Raw genomic sequence first — 21,460 nt, forward strand, 5'->3', positions numbered from 1 at the left:
TCATCGTGACAACTATCACGCCATAGCCGCATGATTCGATGTAAAGCGGTTTACCATTCCGTGATCCTAACCTGCGGAAGAAGTCGATCAATCGTTTCCCGCACAGCCAAATCGTCCGAGAACGCCGTCGCGCTTCCCGAGGCGACCCCTGTCCGGAATGCCTCGATCGGACCCTCGCCCTTCGCAAGCGTACCAACGAATCCGGCAATCATCGAATCGCCGGCCCCGACAGAATTACGGACTGTGCCTGACGGTACGTTGGCATGATATACCCGATCGGTCGTGATGAACAGCGCCCCTTCGCCGGCCATGGAGATAAGGACATGCTGCGCTCCTTCCTCGAGCAGCTTTCGGCCGTACTCCACAAGCTTCTCGCTTGAGTCGATAACGACGCCGAATAATTCGGCCAATTCGTGATGATTCGGCTTAACGAGGAGCGGCTTCCAGGCCAAAGCCTTCATCAGCGCCTCTCCAGTGGTGTCCATCACGAATTCGGCACCGCTCTTCCGGCACGCTTCGATAAGACGGCCATAGAAGTCAGGTCCCAGTGAAGGCGGAACGCTGCCGGACAACACAACGATATCCCCTGCTTGAAGCTGTGACAGCTTATGAAGCAGCTCTTTCGTTTCTTCCTCGCGGATGATAGGACCCAAGCCGTTGATCTCGGTCTCGTCGCCATGCTTAAGTTTGACGTTGATGCGGGTATCGTCCGCGATATTTACGAAATCGGTGCGGATTCCTTCCTTGCCCAGCATCTCGTCTATATAACGGCCGGTGAATCCGCCCAGGAAACCGATGGCTGTATTATCAGCTCCAAGCTGGTTCAGCACCCGCGATACATTAATCCCTTTACCGCCCGGAAACTTCATGTTCCGGGTCATTCTGTTCAATCCGCCAAGCTCGATATGCTCAACTTCCACGATATAATCGATGGAAGGATTCAGTGTTACCGTATATATCATCATGATCCCTCAATTATTTTGGTTTTCTGTGAGATGGCCTTCTTCCATGATTCCGGCAAGGGCTCTGTAATTAGCGTCGCTTCGTTCAGATCCAGCAATTTAGCGAAGGAAACCTCACCTATTTTGCTGGAATCTGCAAGGACATAACTGGAGGCGGACAGCTGGTGGGCTCGCCGCTTAATCAAGGCTTCTTCCGGATCTGGCGTGGTGTAGCCCATATCTACATCCACACCGTTCGTGCCCAAAAAGCAGCGGTCAAAGCGGAAGTTGTCCATATTTTGCAGCGCAATGCTTCCGATGACGGCTTTGGTATGAATTTTCATCATACCGCCCAGTAGATAGCTTTTGATTCGCTTGCTTACCAGCGCTTCGATGTGGGATAAACCGTTCGTAACAACCGTGACGTCCTTCGCGTCGATGAACGGTATCATCGCCAGCGTGGTCGTTCCCGCATCCAGGTAAATGCTTTCTCCATCCTCCACCTGTGCGGCCGCTAAACGAGCAACGGCATTTTTTTGTTGAATGTTTTTGAACGTTTTTTCCTCGATTCCAGGTTCCTGTATCTTAGGGCTCGGCAGAGCCGCTCCGCCATGAATGCGCTTTAATAATTGACGTTCTTCAAGGTCGATCAAGTCACGCCTTACTGTTGATTCCGAAGCTTCAAGGAGTTCAACCAGTTCCTGCAACTTCACGACGCCGCGTTCTTGCAAGCGCTCTAAAATGATTCGGTATCTTTCTTCCGTCAGCATTAATGAATCCCCCCTCATTGCATATAGTATCATAACTGTTCTAAAAAACAATCTAAAACTTTCAAAATCATTCACAATCATTCAGGAAAGACATGAATCTTTTACCATATTGCATCATTTTCATTCGCATTTTTTGCTTGTTCATGACAGTTTACCCATTATCAAGCCGGCAAGTGTCGAAACATCGCATAAACGTTTGTAACCTGCAGCCTCTACACTATATACTGGTAAATAGGAAACTCTCACAGTATAGAAGAGGTGACATGAATGGACCAATTGAAAGAAGCCTATGAGCGAATGGGTCTACCGGAGGATGCAACCAAGGAACAGCTCGACGACCGGTATACGCTGCTCATGCGCCAAACCCGCTCACATCAAAGGAGGGAGCCGGACCGGGCGGATGAGTTCGAAGCCGAGTTTGCCGAAATCACCAAAGCCTATAAATTCATCCTTGAAGAAGAGAACCGTAAAGCTTTGGAAGAGATGAATCAGAAACGATACGGCAAATATAAAAGGTTTGCCGGGACAGCGGAGAAAACCGATCATTTCTTCCGTTATTATAAATTTCATGTGCTCGGCGGTATTGCTCTAGTCGGCGTACTCATTTATATCGTGATCAGCATGTTCAACCATCAGGCCGAGAAAGAACGGTTGGCCAATCTACCCCCGGTTGATCTGGAAGTCATGTTCCTCGGATCTTATATGAATCAGGATGGAGGACAAGACCTCAACCCGATCGAAGACGCGATTCTCGCGCAATTTCCCGATTGGAAACGCGTAACCGTTAACATTAATTATGTACCGCCTCTGGATTCCAACAACCCGCAGGATGCAGCCATGCTGCAAAAGGCACTGCTTGTACTGTCCACCGAGCGCCCGGACCTGTACATTATGGATCAGACTGCTTTTGATTGGGTGGGCAATCAAGGGATGGTACGTCCGCTCGAAGCGGAGGTTGAAGGTGAGCTGAAGGAACTGCTCACGCCGGAGATGCTGATAAAGGGAAAAAATGAGGAAGACGGTTCGGAGCATGTGTATGCCGTGGATATCATGGGCAGCCAACTTGGCGAAGAACTGCCTGTTCTTAAGAAAGAAATGTTTGCGGGCATTCGTGAAGGCTCGGAACGTGACGCAAATGCATTGCGCTTCATTAAACAATATTTGGAGACGTCCAAGCAACAATAGATGCTCCCATCCGATATGAATAACAAAAACAGCCTCGCTGCTTAGCCGTATGGCCAAACAGCTGAGGCTGTTTTTATTCGCATTAATGATTTACGATCGAGCTCAAGGATGTAAAGGCATGCGTGGCAAAGCCTTCGGAAGGTTCGCGGTGAGGGTTATGACCGCGAAAAAGATAGCCCTGTCCGTCAATCTCATCCACAATGTACATCTTGGTCAGGCTCTCACCTTCGCCTATCATATACACGGACGCATCCTCCATGCCCTTATGCTTCTCATTGTCGCTAGCCTCCCGAACTTTACCTGCCTCGGCAAGCTCTTTCCCCGCTTCCAGCTTGAGTTCATCCTCGCTATAATCCGAAGGCAGCTTCGTGATCTCGACATAATAATCTTGATCCACATTCATGGTCAGCTTGTTGGTCTTTGCATCAAAGGAACCGATATCAAATATATACAGCGCGTAGCCATCGCCCTTGGTCAGTTTGGCAGTTTTGGCCTCTTTCATGCCCTCCAGCTCAAGCTCAAAATCTTTGGTTTCCGGCAGCTGCGCGTTCTCTGAACCCGCCGTGCTTATGGAATATGTTGCACAATCACCACCTTTTTGGCGTATGCTCACAGTACTCGAGCCAAAACGACAAGAGCATTCCCTTTTCCCATCAAACAAGGTATTCTAGTAGTACAAGATTCAATTAGTTGATAAAGGGAGATGTTCATGTCTGGTAGAATTAGAATTTTTGCTGACAGCACTTGCGACTTACCACCTTCATGGATAGAAGAATATAATATCGGCATCGTTCCGCTTTACGTCGTATTCGGAGAACAGTCTTTGCGCGACGGAGTCGACATTACCCCGGAGCAGCTATACGCCAAAGTCGATCAGATCGGCAGCCTGCCCAAAACAGCGGCACCTTCTCCGTCTGACTTCATTGCGGCCTTCACGCCTTCCATTGAACAAGGCGAGGATATCCTGTTCCTTAGCATTTCATCAGAGCTTTCCTCCACATACCAAAATGCGTTGATCGCCGCAGGTGAGCTGCCCGAGGGCCGGGTTACCGTGTTTGATTCACGCAATCTTTCCTCCGGCATCGGACTCCTTATCATGAAGGCTGTTCACGCGGCCAATGAAGGTTCATCCATACCGCAAATTATGGAGCTATTAAGCCATACCGTAAATGAAGTGGAGTGCGAATTCGTTGTCGATACACTGGATTATTTATATAAAGGCGGACGCTGTTCCGGTATGCAAAACATCATTGGCAGCCTGCTGAAAATCCGCCCCGTTATCAAAGTCGTGGACGGCGGCATGATCCCCGCTTACAAGGTACGCGGCAAAAAAGAGAAGGCACTGGAGCAGATGATCCAAAATGCGCTGGCTCAAGTGGACAAAATGGACAATGATCTGATTGTTGTTGTACATACCATGGCCGAAGAGGAAGCCCGCTTCCTGCAGAAGCAGCTGCAGGAGAAAACAGGCGCACGGCAGGTTAGCATTTCTACGGCGGGTTGTGTGATTTGCAGCCACTGCGGTCCTCAAACCGTCGGTCTCATGTATACCAAGAAGCCTTCATAATATTTATCATCCGAAAAAGACAGTCCTGCTTTATAACGCTCTGCTGCAGGACTGTTTTTACTGTACTCAGGCCTGCCTATCGGGCACTTAGTGCCTTATTAAACGGGCTGCCTATTGGCTAAACATGTCATCCTAGACTAAAGTCTAGGTGAAACATTCCCCGAAGGACCGAGGACATCCCCATCCATAACATGGTATTCTTGGATTAATCAATCTACAAAAGGAAAGGAACGAAGTTTGTATGACGAAACGTACAATCTTGGCACCGCTGCTCATCCTGCTCGGCGCATACTTGCTCTTAAACCAAGGCGGATCGGTAGGCGCCGGTTCCATCTTTGCCACATTCTGGCCTACCCTGTTTGTGATCCCATTAGGCCTGTTTTTTCACTGGATGTACTTCTCGCTGGTTGGACGACAGGGTATCGGACTGTTAATACCGGGAGGCATTCTGCTCACAGCCGGTATTGTCAGCCAAATCGCTTCCTTGTTTGACTCGTGGGGTTCCATGTGGCCCGGCTTTATCCTGGCCGTTGCGGCAGGGCTGTTCGAGTTCTACTGGTTCGGATCGCGTAACAAGTGGCTGCTCATCCCGATTAACATTCTGACCGTATTATCGCTGCTGTTCTTCGTGGTATTCTCAATCGGACCCGTGCTGAATTACCTGTCCGTCGTGCAGCCTGTCATTGCCGTACTGCTTGTGCTTGGCGGAGCTTGGCTGATGCTCGGACGGAAGAGACACGGTTAAGCAGCCGCTGCGCCAAACCGTTAACAACGCATAAAGGCACTCCGAAGGATGGCTAACCTTCGGAGTGCCTTTATGTTATAGATGCCCTGCGTAAGCATCAAGAAGATGCAGCGGCAGCTAAGGTTTCACTGCTGTGAAACAGATGATGAACGCTGCGGATATAACGGACGGTTCTCGTGCCGGAGTACATCATGACGGAATGCGTCTCGGCCCGCTGACCTGGCATATACTTCACACCTCGCAGGAAATCGCCAGCTGTCACTCCGGTAGCAACGAATAATACGCCTTCGCTGCCTACCATATCCTCCATCGTCAGCAGCTGCTCGGGATGCTTCAACCCCATGTCCTGGCATCTGATAAAATCCTCCGGTGTCTCCGGTATGAGCCGTCCCTGAATTTCTCCACCCAGGCATTTCAAAGCGGCGGCAGCGAGAACGCCTTCCGGAGCTCCTCCTGAGCCCACATAGAGATCGACCTCACTGTCCGTGCAGGTCTCGATCGCTCCCATGACATCTCCGTGGCTCAGCAGTTTAATCCTTACCCCGGACTCACGCAAAGCCTTGATCATCGCGCTGTGTCGCTCACGATCGAGAATGGATACCGTCATCTCCGACAGCGGCTTTGATAGGATCTCCGATGCTTTTCGAAGGGTTACCTCAATCGGATCATTCAAACTCAGCTTGCCCGCAAGCTCGGGTCCAACCGCGAGCTTATGCATGTAAATATCGGGTGCATGCAGAAGGGTTCCGCGGGGAGCTGCCGCAATCACGGACAACGCGTTATTCAGCCCGCTGGCCACCGTTTCCGTCCCTTCGAGCGGATCCACCGCTACATCCATCTTCGGACCTTTCCGGTTCCCTACGCGCTCTCCAATATACAGCATGGGCGCTTCATCCATCTCGCCTTCCCCTATGACAACGACCCCATCCATCGCTGCGGAATCAAAATGTTTGCGCATGGCAACCGTCGCGGCTTCATCAGCACTGTTCTTGTCACCTCTTCCTGTCCACCGGGCGGATTGCAGCGCCGCTTCCTCCGTCACTCTTACAAGCTCCAATGCTAATGAACTCTCCATGAATGAATCCCTCCTTTAAGCTTTTTTCCTTACCGATGCAACTTATTTCAAATAATTCATAATCAGTCCTGCGGATTCCTCAATCGCCTTATCGGTAACATCGATGACGGGACATCCGAGCTCCGCATACAGCGACAACGCATAATCCAGTTCCTCTTGTATCCGCTCAAGGGATGCATACTGCACCTGGTGCGGCAATCCCATGACCTTTAAGCGCTCGCTGCGGATTTTGAGCAGATGCTTCGGTTCGATCGTAAGTCCGATAATCGTGCCATCCGTTACTTCTCTAAGCTGTGAAGGGGGCGACATCTCCGGTACGATCGGGAAATTGACCGTTTTGTAGCCTTTATGAGCGAGGAACATCGATAGCGGCGTCTTGGAGATTCGGGATACGCCCAGCAAAATGATGTCCGCCTTCAAAATGGCGCTGACGTCCTTGCCATCGTCATATTGGACAGCGAATTCCATCGCGTCGACCCTCCGGAAATAGCTGTCGTCCAAGCGATGCAGCAGTCCCGGCAGTCGTTTGGGATAGTCGTTGAACGTATCGGCAAAGGCTTGCATCATCGGTCCCATAATATCCACCGTACGAATGTTGAGCCGCACGGCTTCCTCCCGCATCACCTCGCGAAGCTCCGGCTGCACGAGCGTGTAAGCCACGAAGCCTCCGCGCCGCGCCACCTCCTCCATCAATTCGGTCAATTCATCCTCGTCGCGAACGTTCATATAACGTTTAATTTCTGTATTCGGAAGCTCGAACTGGCGTAATGCAGCTTGCACAACCGCTTCAGCCGTCTCCCCAATGGAGTCCGAACAGATTGCTATGAAATGAGTTAATGCCTGATTCATCCGATTCCTCCCATTATTCCTCGGCTACCATGTCGAGCAGCATTTTGATAATATTCGTTTTTGTAATCCGACCCACAACCTTCCAGTGTTCCCCCGGATTCCCCGTGGTGGATGGAACAACAACCGGCAGGCTATCGATTTGATGATTGATGATTTTTCGCGCGGCATCCAGCACCGTATCTTCCGGCTGCACGGTTGTCACGTTAGCCCGGCGGGTCATAATCAGGCTTACCGGCATGGAGGATGCCGTTGGGTTACCAAGCGTTACCTTAAGCAAATCCTTACGGGACACAATCCCGGCCAAATGGCCGTCGGCATCGGTAACGATCAGATTCCCCACGTTCTCCAGAAACAAGGATACAACGGCTTCATGAATCGTCGTGGTCTCACGCACAATAACCGGAACACCATGCAGATCGCCAACCTTCATTTTGAGCAGGCGAAACTTCTCCTCCCGGTCGCGCGTACCCCGCTTTCCCAAGAAGTACCCTACCTTTGGCTTGGCATCAATATAATCCAGAACCACCAGTTTGGACAAATCGGTACGAAGGGTGGCTCGGCTGACATTCAGCATCTCCGCAATCTGATCTCCTGTAATCGGTGCATGTTTTTTTACGATATCGACGATATCCTGCTGCCTTGTCGTCAGTTCGATAGTGATCCCTCCTGCGTGCATTTCCTCTACTTGCCGATATAATACGTCATATATAATATATATGCAACATATTTTCGTCCAAAAATACATAATTAGGTATTAATCATTTTTTTGATGCCCATCAAAATAAGTTATAAATCCACTAAAAAAGCATGCTTCAGGAAAGTTTCCTCCCCCCATAAGCATGCTTTGTGTTTGTATTTACTTTTCATCTAACCATTATCAATTGTTTAATCTTGAGGGTCTGTACCTTTGCATTCTCCTTTACCGCAAAATCCATAAATGATCTTCACTCCGTCGGTTGGAATCGTGTCCACCATTTCATCACATCTGGAGCATATAATCAGGCCCCATTCCTCGTTTGCCTTGCCTTTCGCTGCCTCTGGACTTGTTAACGCTTTCATAACATTTCCTCCTTATGTTTTTTCACTTCGCTGCAAGGCTGTTTACGCTTTGTTATCAAGGGGTAACTCGATTCGCCACATCTTACTGAAGACCAGACCAACCGTTTCGCCTAACATACATCCCTTTATTTTCCACTATATTCTTAATGTATTGGGTAAGAAATGAAGATATGAGTAAATTATGATAATGAAACAAAAAACATGTTGAGTAATATTTATGTCATCATGATTCATGTGTGGAGGATAGGGGATACCCTTAATTTGGCATGATATGATAACATATACTTCAGATTTAATAGAAATTGACATTATAGACGGAGGGTTTGGATTGAATAACACATGGCAGCTCATTAAGAAAGGAAACACCTCATCCGCGATAGCGGCACTGGGCAACACGGGACTGGCCATAATCAAGGGAATTGCAGCATCCGTTAGCGGCAGCGGTACGATGTTTGCATCCGCCATGCACTCGGTGGCCGATGCCGTAAACCAAGGGTTTGTATTCGTAGGCAGTGTGCTGGCCGAGCGGAAGCCGACCAAGAAGTTCCCCACCGGATTCGGCAGGGTCATTAATCTGGTCTGTATGGTCGCGGTGATCGTGGTTACCATCATGGCCTACGAAACGATACTGAAAGGTATCAAGCTGTTAAAACATCCGGAAGAAGCCACGAATTTCTGGCTTAATTTTATTGTGCTGGCCATTGCCGTTATCATTGACGGTTCCATACTGGTTAAAGCCATGAAAGAGATCATGAAGGAAACCCGCATTCAAGCATCCGGCCTTGCTTTGCTGCCCGCCGCTTTCAAAAATGCCAGCCGCGCTGCCCCGCCTACACGCCTTGTGTTCTATGAAGACATCGTGGCTACGCTTGGCGCCCTCTTTGCTCTGGTTGCCATTATATTCGCATATTTCTTTAACTTCCTCATCCTGGATGGAATCGCCACAATCCTGATCGGCTGCCTGATGGTAGGCGTCGCCTTTAAGGTCGGATATGACAATATGGTCGGCTTAATCGGAGTCGCTGCCCCGAATGAAGTGGAAGAGAAGATCTCCCAAATCATTCTCGGCGATCCGGATGTCCGCGATATCAATCGTCTTCGCATCCTGCAGGAAGGCCGCAACTATCATGTGGAGGCCTACATTGAACTGAAGAAAGGGATGACCCTGGCCGAGGCCGGCCATTCCAAAATGAGAATCAACGCCCTGCTGACCCAGGATCCAAACATCTCGGATGTGACCTTGGGCATCCTGGAGGACGATGGAATCAAGCTCTGGAATCCGAGCGAGACTATAGATAAATAAAGGGAAAAGAGGCGTACCTCAGAGTCCGAATGGACCTTGGGTACGCCTCTTTTTTCATACGACTCTTACTGATTGCGCTTCAGGAATTCGACCATCCGGGCATAAGCGATTTTTTCGTTCGCCTTTTTCGTAATGCCATGCCCCTCGTCTTCGAACACGAGATATTCCACGTCACGGCCCTTCGCCCTCAAAGCTTCGACGATTTGGTCAGACTCCTCTTTGACGACACGCGGATCGTTAGCCCCTTGGATGATCAGCATCGGGTTCACCATTTCATCCAGGTACGTAATCGGCGAATCCTTGATAAAGCGTTCTTTATCCCGTTCCGGATCGCCTATCCAGCGTTTCATAATCGGCTTCCAGTGCTCGGGTACCGAGTTGTAGAAGGTAAACAGGTTGCTGACTCCGACAATATCAATGGCCGCTTTGAAATACTCTGGATTACGCCCTGCCAGCAGCAGAGTCATATAACCGCCGTAGCTTCCGCCCATCACGAAGAGCTTCTCACGGCTCGATATGCCTTGCTCGAACAGCCAATCCATGCCTGCCAAGCAATCCTTACGTGGTCCCTCGCCCCAATCCTGCTCCACCAATTTCACGAAGGAGCTGCCGTAACCCGTGCTTCCCCGGAAGTTCGGGCAGAAGATGTGATACCCTTTGGCCAGGATATACTGGAACATCGAACGGAACTGCTTGCGTTCCGAGGCTTGCGGGCCGCCATGCGGCCAAAATACAGTATAACCGTTCGTCACGTGGTCTTTGGCACGGAACAGGAGGGCTTCGATCTCCATGCCGTTAAAAGAGGGATACGTTACGACCTCAGGCGTCACCATGTCCTCGTCGGTTAATCCGGTCAGGACATTCTTCGTGATCATGCTCCATGCGCCATCCGCATACCGGTAAATGTTAAGCGGCTTCACGGCTCCGCGGGCCAGCAGGTACAGATTGCCGGATTTCGTCACGTTCAGCTGCTCGACAATGTCTGATGGAAGAGGGATGGCGGTTAACTCACCGCTGTCGAGCGAATAGGCATACAGTCGATCCTCCACCCCTTTTTCCGTGACGATATAGAGAGTCCGTGAATCCTTATGGTAGCGCAAGAGCTGGATACTCTCCCGGTCGATGCGGCACAGCGGTTCAAACTTCTGCTGAGGAATGTTGTAAGTGGCTACATATGAAAATTCCGATTCGTAATCCGTTGCGAAAATGACCTGGTCATTGCTGGCGAACAGCACACCACCCGAGATATGCACCTGTTCAGGAGAAGGTGTCAAGCACAACGGCTCTTCGCCTTCACGCTTCACGTAACTGACATAGTAGGTGTTGGCATACATTTGGGTATACGCGATGGTTTTCTCGTCGGGACTGACGGCACACATATTCGTTGACGTATCCCGGCCCTCAAGCAGCAGCTGATCCGCTTTGGTATCCAGATGGTATACGCGCGAGTTCAGGAAGGATGGATTGTCTTTCGACGTGGCGTAATATAAGCGCTTGCCGTCCTCTGACAGATGAACGAAATAATGTTTGTCATCCGCATCAGCCCCTTCAAACAAAGGCATTGGTTCGCCACCACTCCAGGGCAGCGCATGAAACTGATAGTTTTCATTCCCGTCACGGTCAAACGCCGTTAAGATATGTCGCCCTTCCGGGTCCAGCTTGATAAAGCTTGCGATCTGGTCATTGTATGTAAGCGGGTAAGGGTAGGACGTCTCCCCTTCTAACTCCATGGCCCATAAATTAAACTTTCCGTTCAGACTGCTGCTGAACACGAGCCTTGACTCGTCTGCGCTGATTCCGAAGGTACGAATGCCATACGTTTGAAAAAATTGCTCCACATCCGGTTTAGGAAATTCGATCATTCATTTGCCTCCCTGACCTCATTTTATTATCCAACGGTTAATAAATGGAGAAGTTTGCCAACCACTGGATTAATCCCATTATAACGCAAAGCTTTCTAAGGGGCATCATTACATAGTCTGGCAGATTGCTACGACTGTGGATCGAGATGAGGCACTTTTTGACCTAAGGCCAGCCTGTGCGTTTGCCATCATCCGTTCACGGATTCCCTCTTCAGCCCGCATATCTGCACCAAGATTCCATATAAATGATAAGAACCATGTTTTTAATAACGAAGGGGGGATTCTCGTGCACCAAGACGAGATCGCGGAACTGGAACGTTCCATTGCGGAGATTACCGAGATCGCTACAGGCTTTGGCCTTGATTTTTACCCTATGCGATATGAGATCTGCCCGGCAGACATCATATACACCTTCGGTGCCTACGGCATGCCTACCCGGTTCAGCCACTGGAGCTTCGGAAAAACCTTTAATAAAATGAAGATGCAATACGACTTCGGCCTTAGCAAAATCTACGAGCTCGTGATCAACTCCAATCCGTGTTATGCGTTTCTCCTGGACGGCAACTCCCTGATTCAGAATAAACTCATAGTCGCCCATGTCCTTGCACACTGCGATTTCTTTAAAAACAACGCCCGCTTCTCCGTCTCCAACCGTAATATGGTCGAGAGCATGTCGGCTACTGCCGAGCGCATCTCCCGTTATGAGATCGAACATGGCACGGAGGCGGTTGAGCAGTTTATTGACGCCGTGCTAGCGATTCAAGAGCATGTGGATCCGCATATCATAAGACCGGATAAACTTGATAAGCAGCGGTACACCGCACGGCGGATGCAGGCGCAGAAGGAGGAAGCCAAGCGGCAGAAGCCTCCCGGCCGGTACGACGATTTATGGGCTATGGACGAAGACGGTGAAGACAAAGCCGACAAATTGCCGGCGTCACCCAAACGCTTCCCGCCCGAGCCGGAGAAAGACATCATGTGGTTCATCCAGGAGCACTCCGACATTCTGGAGGATTGGCAGCGGGACATTATGAGCATGCTGCGAGAGGAGATGCTGTACTTCTGGCCGCAAATGGAAACCAAAATCATGAATGAAGGCTGGGCTTCGTACTGGCATCAGCGTATTCTGCGGGAGATGGACCTAACCAGCGAGGAAACGGTGGAATTCGCCAAGCTTAACGCTTCGGTCGTGCAGCCGTCGCGCCACAGCCTGAACCCCTACTACCTTGGGCTGAAAATCTTCGAGGATATCGAACGCCGCTGGGATCGGGAGAAGATGTTTGATGTCCGCGAATACGACTCCGATATCTCCTTCCTGCGCAATTATTTGACAAAGGAATTGGTGGAGGATCTGGACCTGTATGTATTTGAGAAAAAAGGCCCGGAGTGGAAAATCACCGACAAGGCGTGGGAAAATATCCGCGACCAGCTGGTCGTCTCCCGCGTAAACGGCGGCTCGCCGTTTCTCGTGGTGACCGATGGCGATCATCTTCGCTCCGGTGAGCTGATGATCAAACATCTGTACGAGGGCATTGAACTTGACCTTAAATATATGGAGCGCACCATCCCCTATGTTTACCGGCTCTGGGGCAAACCCGTGCATCTGCACAGCATGATCGAGGGCAAACCGATCCTGTTCTCCTACGACGGCAAGAAGCTCCATCGGCGATTTATTTAACAACGCAATGCTTGAAGGACAATATAGGCGCCATATAACAAACAGCACCCGCACATGAGGGAATCCTCCTCAAAGCGGGTGCTGCTGTTGTTTACAGATATCATTAATCTATTCGCTTCTTAGGTCCCTGTTATACGTTTACTTTCTCGGATACAGTTTCCTCCTGGACATCGTGCTTCTGAACATCATATTCATGTTGAAGCGATTCCAAATCATCAGCCAGCTTTTCCATCATTTTCACAAAAGCAGCCAATTCCTGCGAGCTTGCCGCCTGATTACGTGCGTTCATGGACGTCTTTTCCGATTCCTGCTCCACAAGACCCAGCTTGCGAATAATGCCGCTAACCTTGTCCTGAATCTCATCCATCGCCTTCTTGGAGTTGGTGGCCAGCTTACGGACTTCCCCGGCAACCACCTCGAAGCCTCTGCCTAATTCCCCGGCATGAGCAGCCTCAATCGCCGCATTCAGACCGAGCAAGTGGCTCTGATCCGAGATTTCCCTGATCAAGCTCCCCATCTGCTCAATATGCAGAATTTCTTCACCCAGCTCGGAAGTCAGTGTATGCGCTTTATCCTGTGCCTCTGCTGTTTTGATTGCATTGTCTGCCATTAACGCCGCGCTTTGATCCAGCTCCACGATCATGGCGGTCAATTCTTGAACTGCATTTGTAATCGCTTCCAACACTCTTTGTTGATCCGAGACCAAATTGCTGATTTTCTCTTTCTCTTTCATTTCGTAAGCTTCCAGGACGAGCTGGGAGTCTAAATTAAACATCTTGCTCAGCGCATGCACCACTTGGATCCACTGATCCGGCACGATTTGCTTCAGTAAATCGGTGGCGATGTCCAGATAAACCATGTAACTTCCAAGGTAATAGTCTGTTTTCAGGCCGATTCTGGAGTGAACTTGTCCGATCTTAATCCGTTCGGCAATATAAGCATCATCCACTCTCCCTGCCGCAAGTGACATCCAATATACCCGCTGAGTCTCCTTAAGCCGTTCCACGGTCGAGGTACGCTCGATAATCTGCATCAGCTGCGGCTGCGTCCCAATCTGCGCGTAAAACCGGTTAACGACCTCTTCAACCACCTTCGCAAACACATCACGATGTTTAGCCAGCAGTTCCAACCCTTGTTCATCCAATCCGATATACTCCAACTGTTGGCGTCTTTTCGGGGAAACATCAATCATTTCGAAAAATCCACTCCTAAATAACGTGATCCATCTCACAGGTTCAAGTACTTAGGGTCCATTATAGACTATATTTACCACCTGGACATAATGCTAAAGTCCTAATTGTGTGTATATTTGCACCTTCTAACCGGGCTATTTCATCCCGAAGCATGAGAAACCACCCTAACTTCTTAGGCGGCTTCTCATGGCATTCCATTATTCTATCCGGTATTACCGATTCAATAGACTGCCCACATAACGCAGCAGCTCATTCGCGCATACCGGGCAGTACCCATGCTCCTCGATCAGTCTGGAGCTAACCTCGTTGATCCGTTTCAGCTGCACGGCATCCGGCGTTTTGGTCGAGGTTGTAATCTTGACGATATCCTTCAGGTCGGTGAACAGCTTCTTCTCAATCGCCTCGCGCAAGCGCTCATGATTGTGATACTCGAACTTTTTGCCCTTCCGGGAATAAGCCGAGATGCGAATCATGATCTCCTCTCGAAAAGCCTTCTTCGCGTTTTCCGAGACGCCGATCTGCTCCTCGATCGAACGCATCAATCTTTCGTCCGGATCCATCTCTTCATCCGTTAACGGATCGCGAATTTTCGTCCAGTTGCAGAATGCTTCGATGTTATCCAAATAATTCTCGAACAGTGTCTTGGCAGACTCCTCGAAGGAATACACAAAGGCCTTCTGGACTTCCTTCTTCGCCAGATCATCATACTCCTTGCGTGCGGCGGCAATAAAATTCAGATAGCGCTCCCGCTCCTCCTTAGCAATCGAAGCATGCTGATCCAGTCCATCCTTGATCGCCCGCAGCATATCCAGCGCGTTAATGCACTGAAGATCCTGCTTAATCAAAGCACTGGATATCCGGTTAATGACATATCGCGGATCAATCCCGGACATGCCTTCTTCCAAATATTCATTCTGCATCTCTTTCAGGTCTGCTTCTTTATACCCTTCGACTTCCACCCCGTCGTACATTCGCATCTTCTTGATCAGATCCATCCCTTGCTTCTTCGTTTCCTTCAGGCGCGTCAAAACGGAGAATATCGCGGCAGAACGAAGCGCGTGCGGCGCGATGTGGATATGCTTCATATCGCTTTGGCCGATCAGCTTTGAGTAGATCTTCTCCTCGTCGCTAACTCTCAGGTTATACGGAATCGGCATGACAATCATCCGCGATTGCAACGCCTCATTTTTCTTATTGGCGATAAAAGCTTTATACTCGGATTCGTTGGTGTGGGCCACAATCAGCTCATCCGCGCTTATTAGCGCGAACCGACCCGCTTTAAAGTTCCCTTCTTGGGTCAGGGAGAGCAAATTCCACAGAAATTTCTCGTCGCATTTCAGCATTTCCTGGAACTCCATCAAACCGCGGTTCGCTTTGTTTAACTCACCGTCAAAGCGGTAGGCACGCGGATCCGACTCCGAGCCGTATTCCGTGATGGTGGAGAAATCGATGCTGCCGGTTAAATCGGCAATATCCTGCGACTTGGGATCGGACGGACTGAATGTACCGATGCCGACGCGGTTGTCCTCGGAGATTAATACCCGCTCGACTTCAACCTGTTCGATATCTCCGCCGTATTCGGTCTTGAGGCGGAGCTGGCAGGCCGGGCACAAATTGCCCTCGATTCGGACGCCAAGCTCCTTCTCGATTTCGGGTCTTAGCTCCAGTGGAATCAGATGCAGCGGCTCCTCCTGCATCGGGCAGCCGGATATCGCATATATAGCCCCCCGATCGGAACGGGAATGCTTCTCCAGACCGCGCTTCAGCAGCGTGACCAGCGTCGATTTCCCGCCGCTGACGGGCCCCATAAGCAGCAGTATGCGTTTGCGTACATCCAGTCTGCGAGCCGCGGAATGGAAATATTCCTCAACGAGTTTCTCAACAGCTCGGTCGAGACCGAAGATTTCCTGTTCAAAAAACTTATATTTTTTCTGACCCCCGCTCTCTTCGAAACCGTAGGATTCGATCATGTCATATACACGGGCATGTGCCGTCATGGCTGGAGAGGGATCCTTCTTAAGTATTTCAATGTATTCCCTGAATGTGCCGCTCCACGCCAAACGGTCGCCTTCTGCCCGATATGATGCTATGCGTTCGAAAATATCCATTTCGCTACCTCCTATGAGTCTGTTTATGGGGATTGGCTTCCATTCCACAGCGTCATTAGAAAACATTCCATTTTCGAAAAAGTGTATTACATACCTATGCGACTTACTTGGAATAGTTGACCTTATTTTCGAAGTCATGCGCATGCAATTTTATCTAACCACCGGTCCATTCTACACTCGGGTACGCCACGCGAGCCGTCCCCATGCTATACTGAAATTACATTAACTTGACATTAAAGCATCTTTCGAATTAAAGGAGAGTCATCATGGCGATAAAGCATGAAGCCGAGCTGTACGCTCCCCTGAAGGCCTTTTTTGAATTGAACGGATATGAAGTCAAAGGCGAGGTACGCAATTGCGATCTGGTCGGTATGAAAGAAGGCGCCGATGAACCGCTGATCGTGGAGCTGAAAAAAACATTCAATCTGGCCCTTCTGCTCCAGGGCATCGAGCGGTTGAAGCTGACCCCGTACGTTTACCTAGCCGTTGAGAAGAGCCGGGCGAAGAAAGGAGCGGTCAATCAGCGCTGGGCGGAACTGACGGGGCTTTGCGGACGATTGGGATTGGGACTCATTACGGTCACCTTCTACAAAACCAAAGCACCCTTCATCGAGGTGCTCTGTGAGCCGGAAATGGCGGTACAGAAGGGAAGGACCGCCATCAGACGCAAGGAACGCCTGTTGTATGAATTTCGTGAGCGCAGCGGTGATTACAACACAGGTGGGGTAACGAGAGCCAAGCTGGTTACCGCTTATCGCGAGAAGACGCTGCGCGTGGCTGCTGCCATGAATGCAGCTGAAGTGGAGCAGCGGAGCTCTGAATTACAGGAGGGGCATGAGCTTCAAAAAGAAACTGCCCCTGCGATGCTGCCCGGTATTTCTCCCGCGGCTGTGCGGGATCGAAGCGGCGTTGGATCAGCGGCTGACATTCTGCAGCGCAATTACTACGGCTGGTTCCGTCGGGTGAGCCGCGGACGCTACGTGCTGACACCGGCCGGCGTACAAGCCCTGGCAGACTATGCTACCGTATTGAAATCATAAATTCTGGATGCAGACCTTCGAACAAGTAAATATTCGCCCATGAAAAAAAGCTGCTGATTCTCTTCCGAACCTGAAATCAGGCTCCATCAGCAGCTTTGCTATGTTATACACGATTCGTAAAAAGAAACCTTCCATGTCTAATTCCGGGCTGTAAACTCCATTACGGCCTCGCTGATGAGATTCATGCCCAGCAGCAGTTCATCCCGCCCCGGATGCGTAAAATTCAGCCGGATACACTCACGGGTATGATCAGCTGCCGAGCACATCGAGCCTGGCAGGAAAGCGGCTCCTTTTAATAGAGTAGCTCTTAGGAGCGCATCCCCATTCAAGCCCGGAGGCAGCTGTACCCAGAGAAACATCCCCCCAGGAGGCACTGCATACTTCGAATCCTTCCACGCGCTGCGTTTCAGCAGCTCCACCATCAGCTTGAGCCTCGTTGCGTATTCCCGATTAAGCATGCCGATATGATCTTCCAGCTTAAAATGCTTCGATTCCAGCAGATGGTGCAGCATCCGCTGGTTCAGCATGCTGGATTGCCAGTCGGCCATCTGCTTCACGGCCGTCATCATCTCAATCAAGCGCCGGTTCCCGGCAGCCCATCCCGTACGCAGCGCTGGCGCAACGGTTTTACTGAACGAGCCCACATACAGAACATGTCCTCCCTGCGGCTCCTCAAGTGAGAAGATGGAAGGAATTCGGGGCTTCGGATTCTTGGGATCCGCAAAATAAAGATCACCGTAAGAATCATCCTCCACAATAAGAAGTCCGTGTGAGATACACAGCTCCAGCACCTGCTTACGCCGTTCCAAACTCCACATCACGCCTGTCGGATTGGTAAAATTGGGCGCAGCCATAAGCAGCTTCGGCTTGTGCTGCCGAATCATGGTCTCCAGGTGCTCCGGCAGCATCCCGTCTTGATCTCCCTCCACAGGCACGATGACGGCACCTTGGAGGCGCAGCACCTGGAGCAGTCCCGGTGAGGTTGGATTCTCCACCAGAACCGGGTCGCCCGGGTCCACATACACCCTGACCAGCAAATCGATGGCCTGCTGGGTGCCCGTTGTCAGCAAAATATGCTGAGGCTGGACACTCAGGCCTTTACGCCGGGAAAAGTCCTCGCTCAGCCACTCGCGCAGCGGCCCATACCCTTCTGCCTCACCGTACTGCAAGGCGAGCGGGTCCTCGGAGAGCACCGATGTCGCCGCTTCTGCCAGAGAATGCAAAGGAAATAACTCTTCGGCCGGCAGCTCTTCTGCCAAGGAAATAAAAGAATCCCGCTTCGCAAGTTCCCTGATATCGCGCAGCGGGGATGACAAAAGGGTCTGTGCACGGGAAGCAAAGGAAAACTGCATGGAAGTCCCTCCTCTAACCGTTATCAAAACCTCGGTTTTGTATTCAGGAGCCTCTTACAACCTCTAATAGGTATTCCTGATATTTATATATTATACCTTAATCCTGCATTAGGCATATATTTGCCGGCCTTGGCGGGTATACAGGGCATACTTCTCGATCGCCTGCGCACGAGTGGATACCCCCAGCTTCACATAGATTTTGCGGAGGTAATTGTCAATTGAGCGGCGGCTTACCTGAATTTCCATGGCGATTTTGTCGTATGTAATGCCCTGGACGATCCGTTCCATTATAAAAGCCTCCGTCTCGGAGAGCTGGAGTCCGCCTTCGTTCATTGCAGAGGCCGTTAACGGCCAGATGCCTTGCCTTACCCAGTCGAGCGGCAGCGAGGCAACGCCTTCCCGGAGTCCGGTAATCATATGTATGAGCTGAAAGGTGGATGCCTGTTTGGACAATAGGCCGCTTGCACCGCGGCTGATCAAGGATTGCAGCAACGGAAGGCCATCATTGTCGGTCATAATGACGACATGGGTCTTAGGGGACAGCTGCTTCATCTGCTCCAATACGGCTTCCGAGGTATGTTCCGACAAATGATAATCCAATAGTACCAAGTCAGGAAGCAAATCCCCGACCATTCGAAGCCCTTCTGAATCCGAGGATGTCATTCCCGCAACGAGCAGATCCTGCTGCTCTTCCAAAATCAATTTTGTTCCCAGCATGCTTGTAGGTTGACTGCCGACGATAACTACCCGCCAAACCTGATTCATTTTCTAATAGACCTCCTGTATCAGCAAACTTGAATCTCTAGTATCTCTATTTAGTAAGCGCCGTCAATTTCTTACATATCCGGCATTGCGAATCTCCGTTGTTTGCAGATATGGATAGACGCAATTCGGAGCCGTTATTCGTGTAGAAATAAGGTTAATTAATCCTATAGGCGCAGGGCCTTTGACGGTATGCATGGCGAATGTCTTATATGTATCCTGTTTGATAATCAAATCTATACAGATTGTATCCCACTCTATCTTTCTAGGCAATCTATTTTTCATAAAAACAAGTGCTATTAGTTCGTCTTTGCGAAAGTAATCCTGACATGTTAGAATGAAATTTGGAAAAAATGATAGTTTTTGAGGGGTGATGAAATGCCAATGTTGGAGCAGGAACACAATACCCCCTATAAATCCCGTGAGGAAACACAGCAAAAGGGGCCATCCACCAAATGGTTCTGGGTATTTTGGATTGTTCTCATCGGGCTGGGTACCACCGCAGCCTACCTATATAGCAATCACTTGAAAGAGCAAGTCGTGGTGCAGCTGCAGCAGGATACGCGCCAGGAGATGGCGGCATTCAAAGCGGAGTACGACCAAAGGTTTAACGAGCTGGTCCAGGAAATGGACGAAATGCAGAGCAAGGTTCAGTCGTTTAATGAGCTGCTGACCTTTACCAAGGATCAAGCTAGCGGCAAAACAGACAACAGCAACAAGCTGTACAGTCAACTAAACCAAGTTGAGAAACAGCTGAAAGAGCTGGAACGCAAGATGGAGCTGCTGAAGTGAGAACACTGAAGTATATCCGTCCCAAGCAGTTAAACCGTACATTTATGCTGGCCATTGCACCTTTTATCGGAATGCTGCTATGTATGTGGTTAATTACGGCACCGCCGCGCCTGTCGCACGAAACCGAGGAGTACATACCATCCGGCAGCATATCGGAACAGTCCGCCGTGATCAAACAGGATTTGGATCAAGCCGCTGTCTATGCGGAACAGACGATATCCTCCATTGAAAAAACGGCCAAACTCTATCGACAAACGACCGCCACGGTAGGAACCATTCTGCAAACAGCGGAAGCACAAGCCGCGCGCCCGGATCAAATCTATAATCGCCGGATCACAACCAAACTGGGTGTCCCTATCGAAACGGTTAACAGTGACCGGATTCGAATTGAGTTATACAAGATCAACCCGGGTACCTATCACGGATATGCGATGAAGGTCAAATTGAAGGATCCTTCCGCGATGAAGATGTCGCTAGGGAGCGAAAACGGCAGACCCGGGTCTGTAGAAACCACCATGCGTGCCGTAAGCCGGCATGGTGCGGTTGCAGGGATTAATGCCGGTGGATACGCTGACGGGAACGGGGGCAGACATCCGCTGAGCACAACCTATTATGATGGCAAATACGTCTCGGGGTTTCAACCGAGCTTTAAGGATCTTGCCTTTGTCGGCATGAGCAAGTCCGGCAAGCTGATCGGTGGCAAGTTCTACAGCCAGAGCGAGCTTGACCGGCTCGATCCCATGTTCGGTGCTACCTTTGTACCCGTGCTGCTCCAAAACGGCAGCAAAACAACAATTCCCGAAAAATGGAGAACGGCCCCCGGCCGGGCACCGCGTACCGTCATCGGCAATTACAAGGACGATCAGCTGCTCATCCTGGTTACCGAAGGATATGATGAGAAGGGCAAATCGGGGGCCACGCTGCAAGAGCTGCAAAACAAGCTTAAAAATTTGGGCGTGATTGACGCTTATAATCTGGATGGCGGCGGGTCCGCATCCCTAATCCTAAACGGCCGGGTCGTAAACAAACCGTCGGACGGAAGTCTGCGCCCGGTACCCACGCACTTCTTATTTTTCAAATGATAGAATCGGCACTCATATTCTCGTTTATTTTTTGGCTCAAGGTGGTTATAATAAGGTTAGCTTAGCAGGAGGTGGCAAGAATGTCGTTCTCATTAAC

General features: G+C 50.2%; 20 protein-coding genes. 8 read left to right on the plus strand and 12 right to left on the minus strand.

The window, feature by feature from the left end:
* Nucleotides 1–50 precede the first annotated feature (50 nt).
* The gene (pfkB, locus tag J7E85_RS15375; RefSeq protein WP_215159365.1) at nucleotides 51–962 is read right to left on the minus strand and encodes a 1-phosphofructokinase; all 912 of its coding nucleotides are present in this window, start codon (nucleotides 960–962) and stop codon (nucleotides 51–53) included.
* On the minus strand, nucleotides 962–1,711 hold the full coding sequence (locus J7E85_RS15380; RefSeq protein ID WP_215159178.1) for a DeoR/GlpR family DNA-binding transcription regulator: 750 nt from the start codon (nucleotides 1,709–1,711) through the stop codon (nucleotides 962–964). The genes pfkB and J7E85_RS15380 overlap by 1 nt, the downstream gene beginning before the upstream one ends.
* Nucleotides 1,712–1,978: 267 nt before the next feature.
* Here J7E85_RS15380 and J7E85_RS15385 point away from each other — a divergent pair, with 267 nt between their 5' ends.
* Nucleotides 1,979–2,896: a J domain-containing protein gene (locus J7E85_RS15385; RefSeq protein WP_215159180.1), complete on the plus strand. Its 918-nt coding sequence runs from the start codon at nucleotides 1,979–1,981 to the stop codon at nucleotides 2,894–2,896.
* 82 nt (nucleotides 2,897–2,978) lie between these two features.
* Here J7E85_RS15385 and J7E85_RS15390 read toward each other — a convergent pair whose 3' ends face one another.
* Entirely contained in the window at nucleotides 2,979–3,509 is a 531-nt protein-coding gene (locus tag J7E85_RS15390) for a hypothetical protein (RefSeq protein ID WP_251035736.1), read from the minus strand.
* Between the two features lie 96 nt (nucleotides 3,510–3,605).
* On the opposite strand from J7E85_RS15390, the gene J7E85_RS15395 reads away from it, so the two are divergent.
* Nucleotides 3,606–4,463 (plus strand): DegV family protein, encoded by an 858-nt coding sequence (locus tag J7E85_RS15395; RefSeq protein WP_215159182.1) that lies wholly within the window; start codon nucleotides 3,606–3,608, stop codon nucleotides 4,461–4,463.
* A 241-nt stretch (nucleotides 4,464–4,704) separates the two neighbouring features.
* A complete protein-coding gene (locus J7E85_RS15400; RefSeq protein ID WP_076324440.1) occupies nucleotides 4,705–5,208 on the plus strand; it encodes a hypothetical protein in 504 nt (167 codons plus the stop codon).
* A gap of 97 nt (nucleotides 5,209–5,305) precedes the next feature.
* Here J7E85_RS15400 and glpX read toward each other — a convergent pair whose 3' ends face one another.
* From glpX to J7E85_RS15420, 4 genes are all read right to left on the minus strand, one after another.
* The gene (glpX, locus tag J7E85_RS15405; protein ID WP_215159184.1) at nucleotides 5,306–6,283 is read right to left on the minus strand and encodes a class II fructose-bisphosphatase; all 978 of its coding nucleotides are present in this window, start codon (nucleotides 6,281–6,283) and stop codon (nucleotides 5,306–5,308) included.
* A 42-nt stretch (nucleotides 6,284–6,325) separates the two neighbouring features.
* Nucleotides 6,326–7,132 carry a pyruvate, water dikinase regulatory protein gene (locus tag J7E85_RS15410; protein WP_215159186.1) on the minus strand — a complete coding sequence of 269 codons (807 nt, stop codon included), beginning with the start codon at nucleotides 7,130–7,132 and terminating at the stop codon, nucleotides 6,326–6,328.
* A gap of 13 nt (nucleotides 7,133–7,145) precedes the next feature.
* Entirely contained in the window at nucleotides 7,146–7,808 is a 663-nt protein-coding gene (locus J7E85_RS15415) for a helix-turn-helix transcriptional regulator (protein WP_009595798.1), read from the minus strand.
* A 209-nt stretch (nucleotides 7,809–8,017) separates the two neighbouring features.
* The gene (locus J7E85_RS15420) at nucleotides 8,018–8,191 is read right to left on the minus strand and encodes a GapA-binding peptide SR1P (protein ID WP_076324443.1); all 174 of its coding nucleotides are present in this window, start codon (nucleotides 8,189–8,191) and stop codon (nucleotides 8,018–8,020) included.
* A gap of 328 nt (nucleotides 8,192–8,519) precedes the next feature.
* On the opposite strand from J7E85_RS15420, the gene J7E85_RS15425 reads away from it, so the two are divergent.
* Nucleotides 8,520–9,494 carry a cation diffusion facilitator family transporter gene (locus tag J7E85_RS15425; protein ID WP_215159188.1) on the plus strand — a complete coding sequence of 325 codons (975 nt, stop codon included), beginning with the start codon at nucleotides 8,520–8,522 and terminating at the stop codon, nucleotides 9,492–9,494.
* Nucleotides 9,495–9,559: 65 nt separating this feature from the next.
* On the opposite strand, the gene J7E85_RS15430 is transcribed toward J7E85_RS15425, so the two are convergent.
* Nucleotides 9,560–11,356: a S9 family peptidase gene (locus J7E85_RS15430; protein ID WP_215159190.1), complete on the minus strand. Its 1,797-nt coding sequence runs from the start codon at nucleotides 11,354–11,356 to the stop codon at nucleotides 9,560–9,562.
* A gap of 286 nt (nucleotides 11,357–11,642) precedes the next feature.
* Here J7E85_RS15430 and J7E85_RS15435 point away from each other — a divergent pair, with 286 nt between their 5' ends.
* Nucleotides 11,643–13,034: a SpoVR family protein gene (locus J7E85_RS15435; protein WP_215159192.1), complete on the plus strand. Its 1,392-nt coding sequence runs from the start codon at nucleotides 11,643–11,645 to the stop codon at nucleotides 13,032–13,034.
* A 130-nt stretch (nucleotides 13,035–13,164) separates the two neighbouring features.
* On the opposite strand, the gene J7E85_RS15440 is transcribed toward J7E85_RS15435, so the two are convergent.
* Complete coding sequence (locus J7E85_RS15440) at nucleotides 13,165–14,226, minus strand: protoglobin domain-containing protein (protein ID WP_215159194.1); 1,062 nt, start codon at nucleotides 14,224–14,226, stop codon at nucleotides 13,165–13,167.
* Nucleotides 14,227–14,439: 213 nt separating this feature from the next.
* Nucleotides 14,440–16,335: a PrkA family serine protein kinase gene (locus tag J7E85_RS15445; RefSeq protein WP_215159196.1), complete on the minus strand. Its 1,896-nt coding sequence runs from the start codon at nucleotides 16,333–16,335 to the stop codon at nucleotides 14,440–14,442.
* Nucleotides 16,336–16,601: 266 nt separating this feature from the next.
* Here J7E85_RS15445 and J7E85_RS15450 point away from each other — a divergent pair, with 266 nt between their 5' ends.
* On the plus strand, nucleotides 16,602–17,375 hold the full coding sequence (locus tag J7E85_RS15450; RefSeq protein WP_215159198.1) for a DUF2161 family putative PD-(D/E)XK-type phosphodiesterase: 774 nt from the start codon (nucleotides 16,602–16,604) through the stop codon (nucleotides 17,373–17,375).
* Nucleotides 17,376–17,512: 137 nt separating this feature from the next.
* Here J7E85_RS15450 and J7E85_RS15455 read toward each other — a convergent pair whose 3' ends face one another.
* Both J7E85_RS15455 and J7E85_RS15460 read right to left on the minus strand, forming a co-directional pair.
* Nucleotides 17,513–18,727 (minus strand): aminotransferase-like domain-containing protein, encoded by a 1,215-nt coding sequence (locus tag J7E85_RS15455; protein WP_215159200.1) that lies wholly within the window; start codon nucleotides 18,725–18,727, stop codon nucleotides 17,513–17,515.
* Between the two features lie 108 nt (nucleotides 18,728–18,835).
* Nucleotides 18,836–19,492: a DNA-binding response regulator gene (locus J7E85_RS15460; RefSeq protein WP_215159202.1), complete on the minus strand. Its 657-nt coding sequence runs from the start codon at nucleotides 19,490–19,492 to the stop codon at nucleotides 18,836–18,838.
* 381 nt (nucleotides 19,493–19,873) lie between these two features.
* On the opposite strand from J7E85_RS15460, the gene J7E85_RS15465 reads away from it, so the two are divergent.
* Both J7E85_RS15465 and J7E85_RS15470 read left to right on the plus strand, forming a co-directional pair.
* Nucleotides 19,874–20,281 carry a hypothetical protein gene (locus J7E85_RS15465; RefSeq protein WP_215159367.1) on the plus strand — a complete coding sequence of 136 codons (408 nt, stop codon included), beginning with the start codon at nucleotides 19,874–19,876 and terminating at the stop codon, nucleotides 20,279–20,281.
* On the plus strand, nucleotides 20,278–21,363 hold the full coding sequence (locus tag J7E85_RS15470) for a phosphodiester glycosidase family protein (protein WP_215159204.1): 1,086 nt from the start codon (nucleotides 20,278–20,280) through the stop codon (nucleotides 21,361–21,363). Before J7E85_RS15465 ends, J7E85_RS15470 begins: the two co-directional genes overlap by 4 nt.
* The last annotated feature ends 97 nt before the right edge of the window (nucleotides 21,364–21,460 follow it).

It is taken from the genome of Paenibacillus sp. ISL-20 (assembly GCF_018613005.1).
In the GTDB taxonomy this organism is placed as follows: Bacteria; Bacillota; Bacilli; order Paenibacillales; family Paenibacillaceae; genus Paenibacillus_AQ.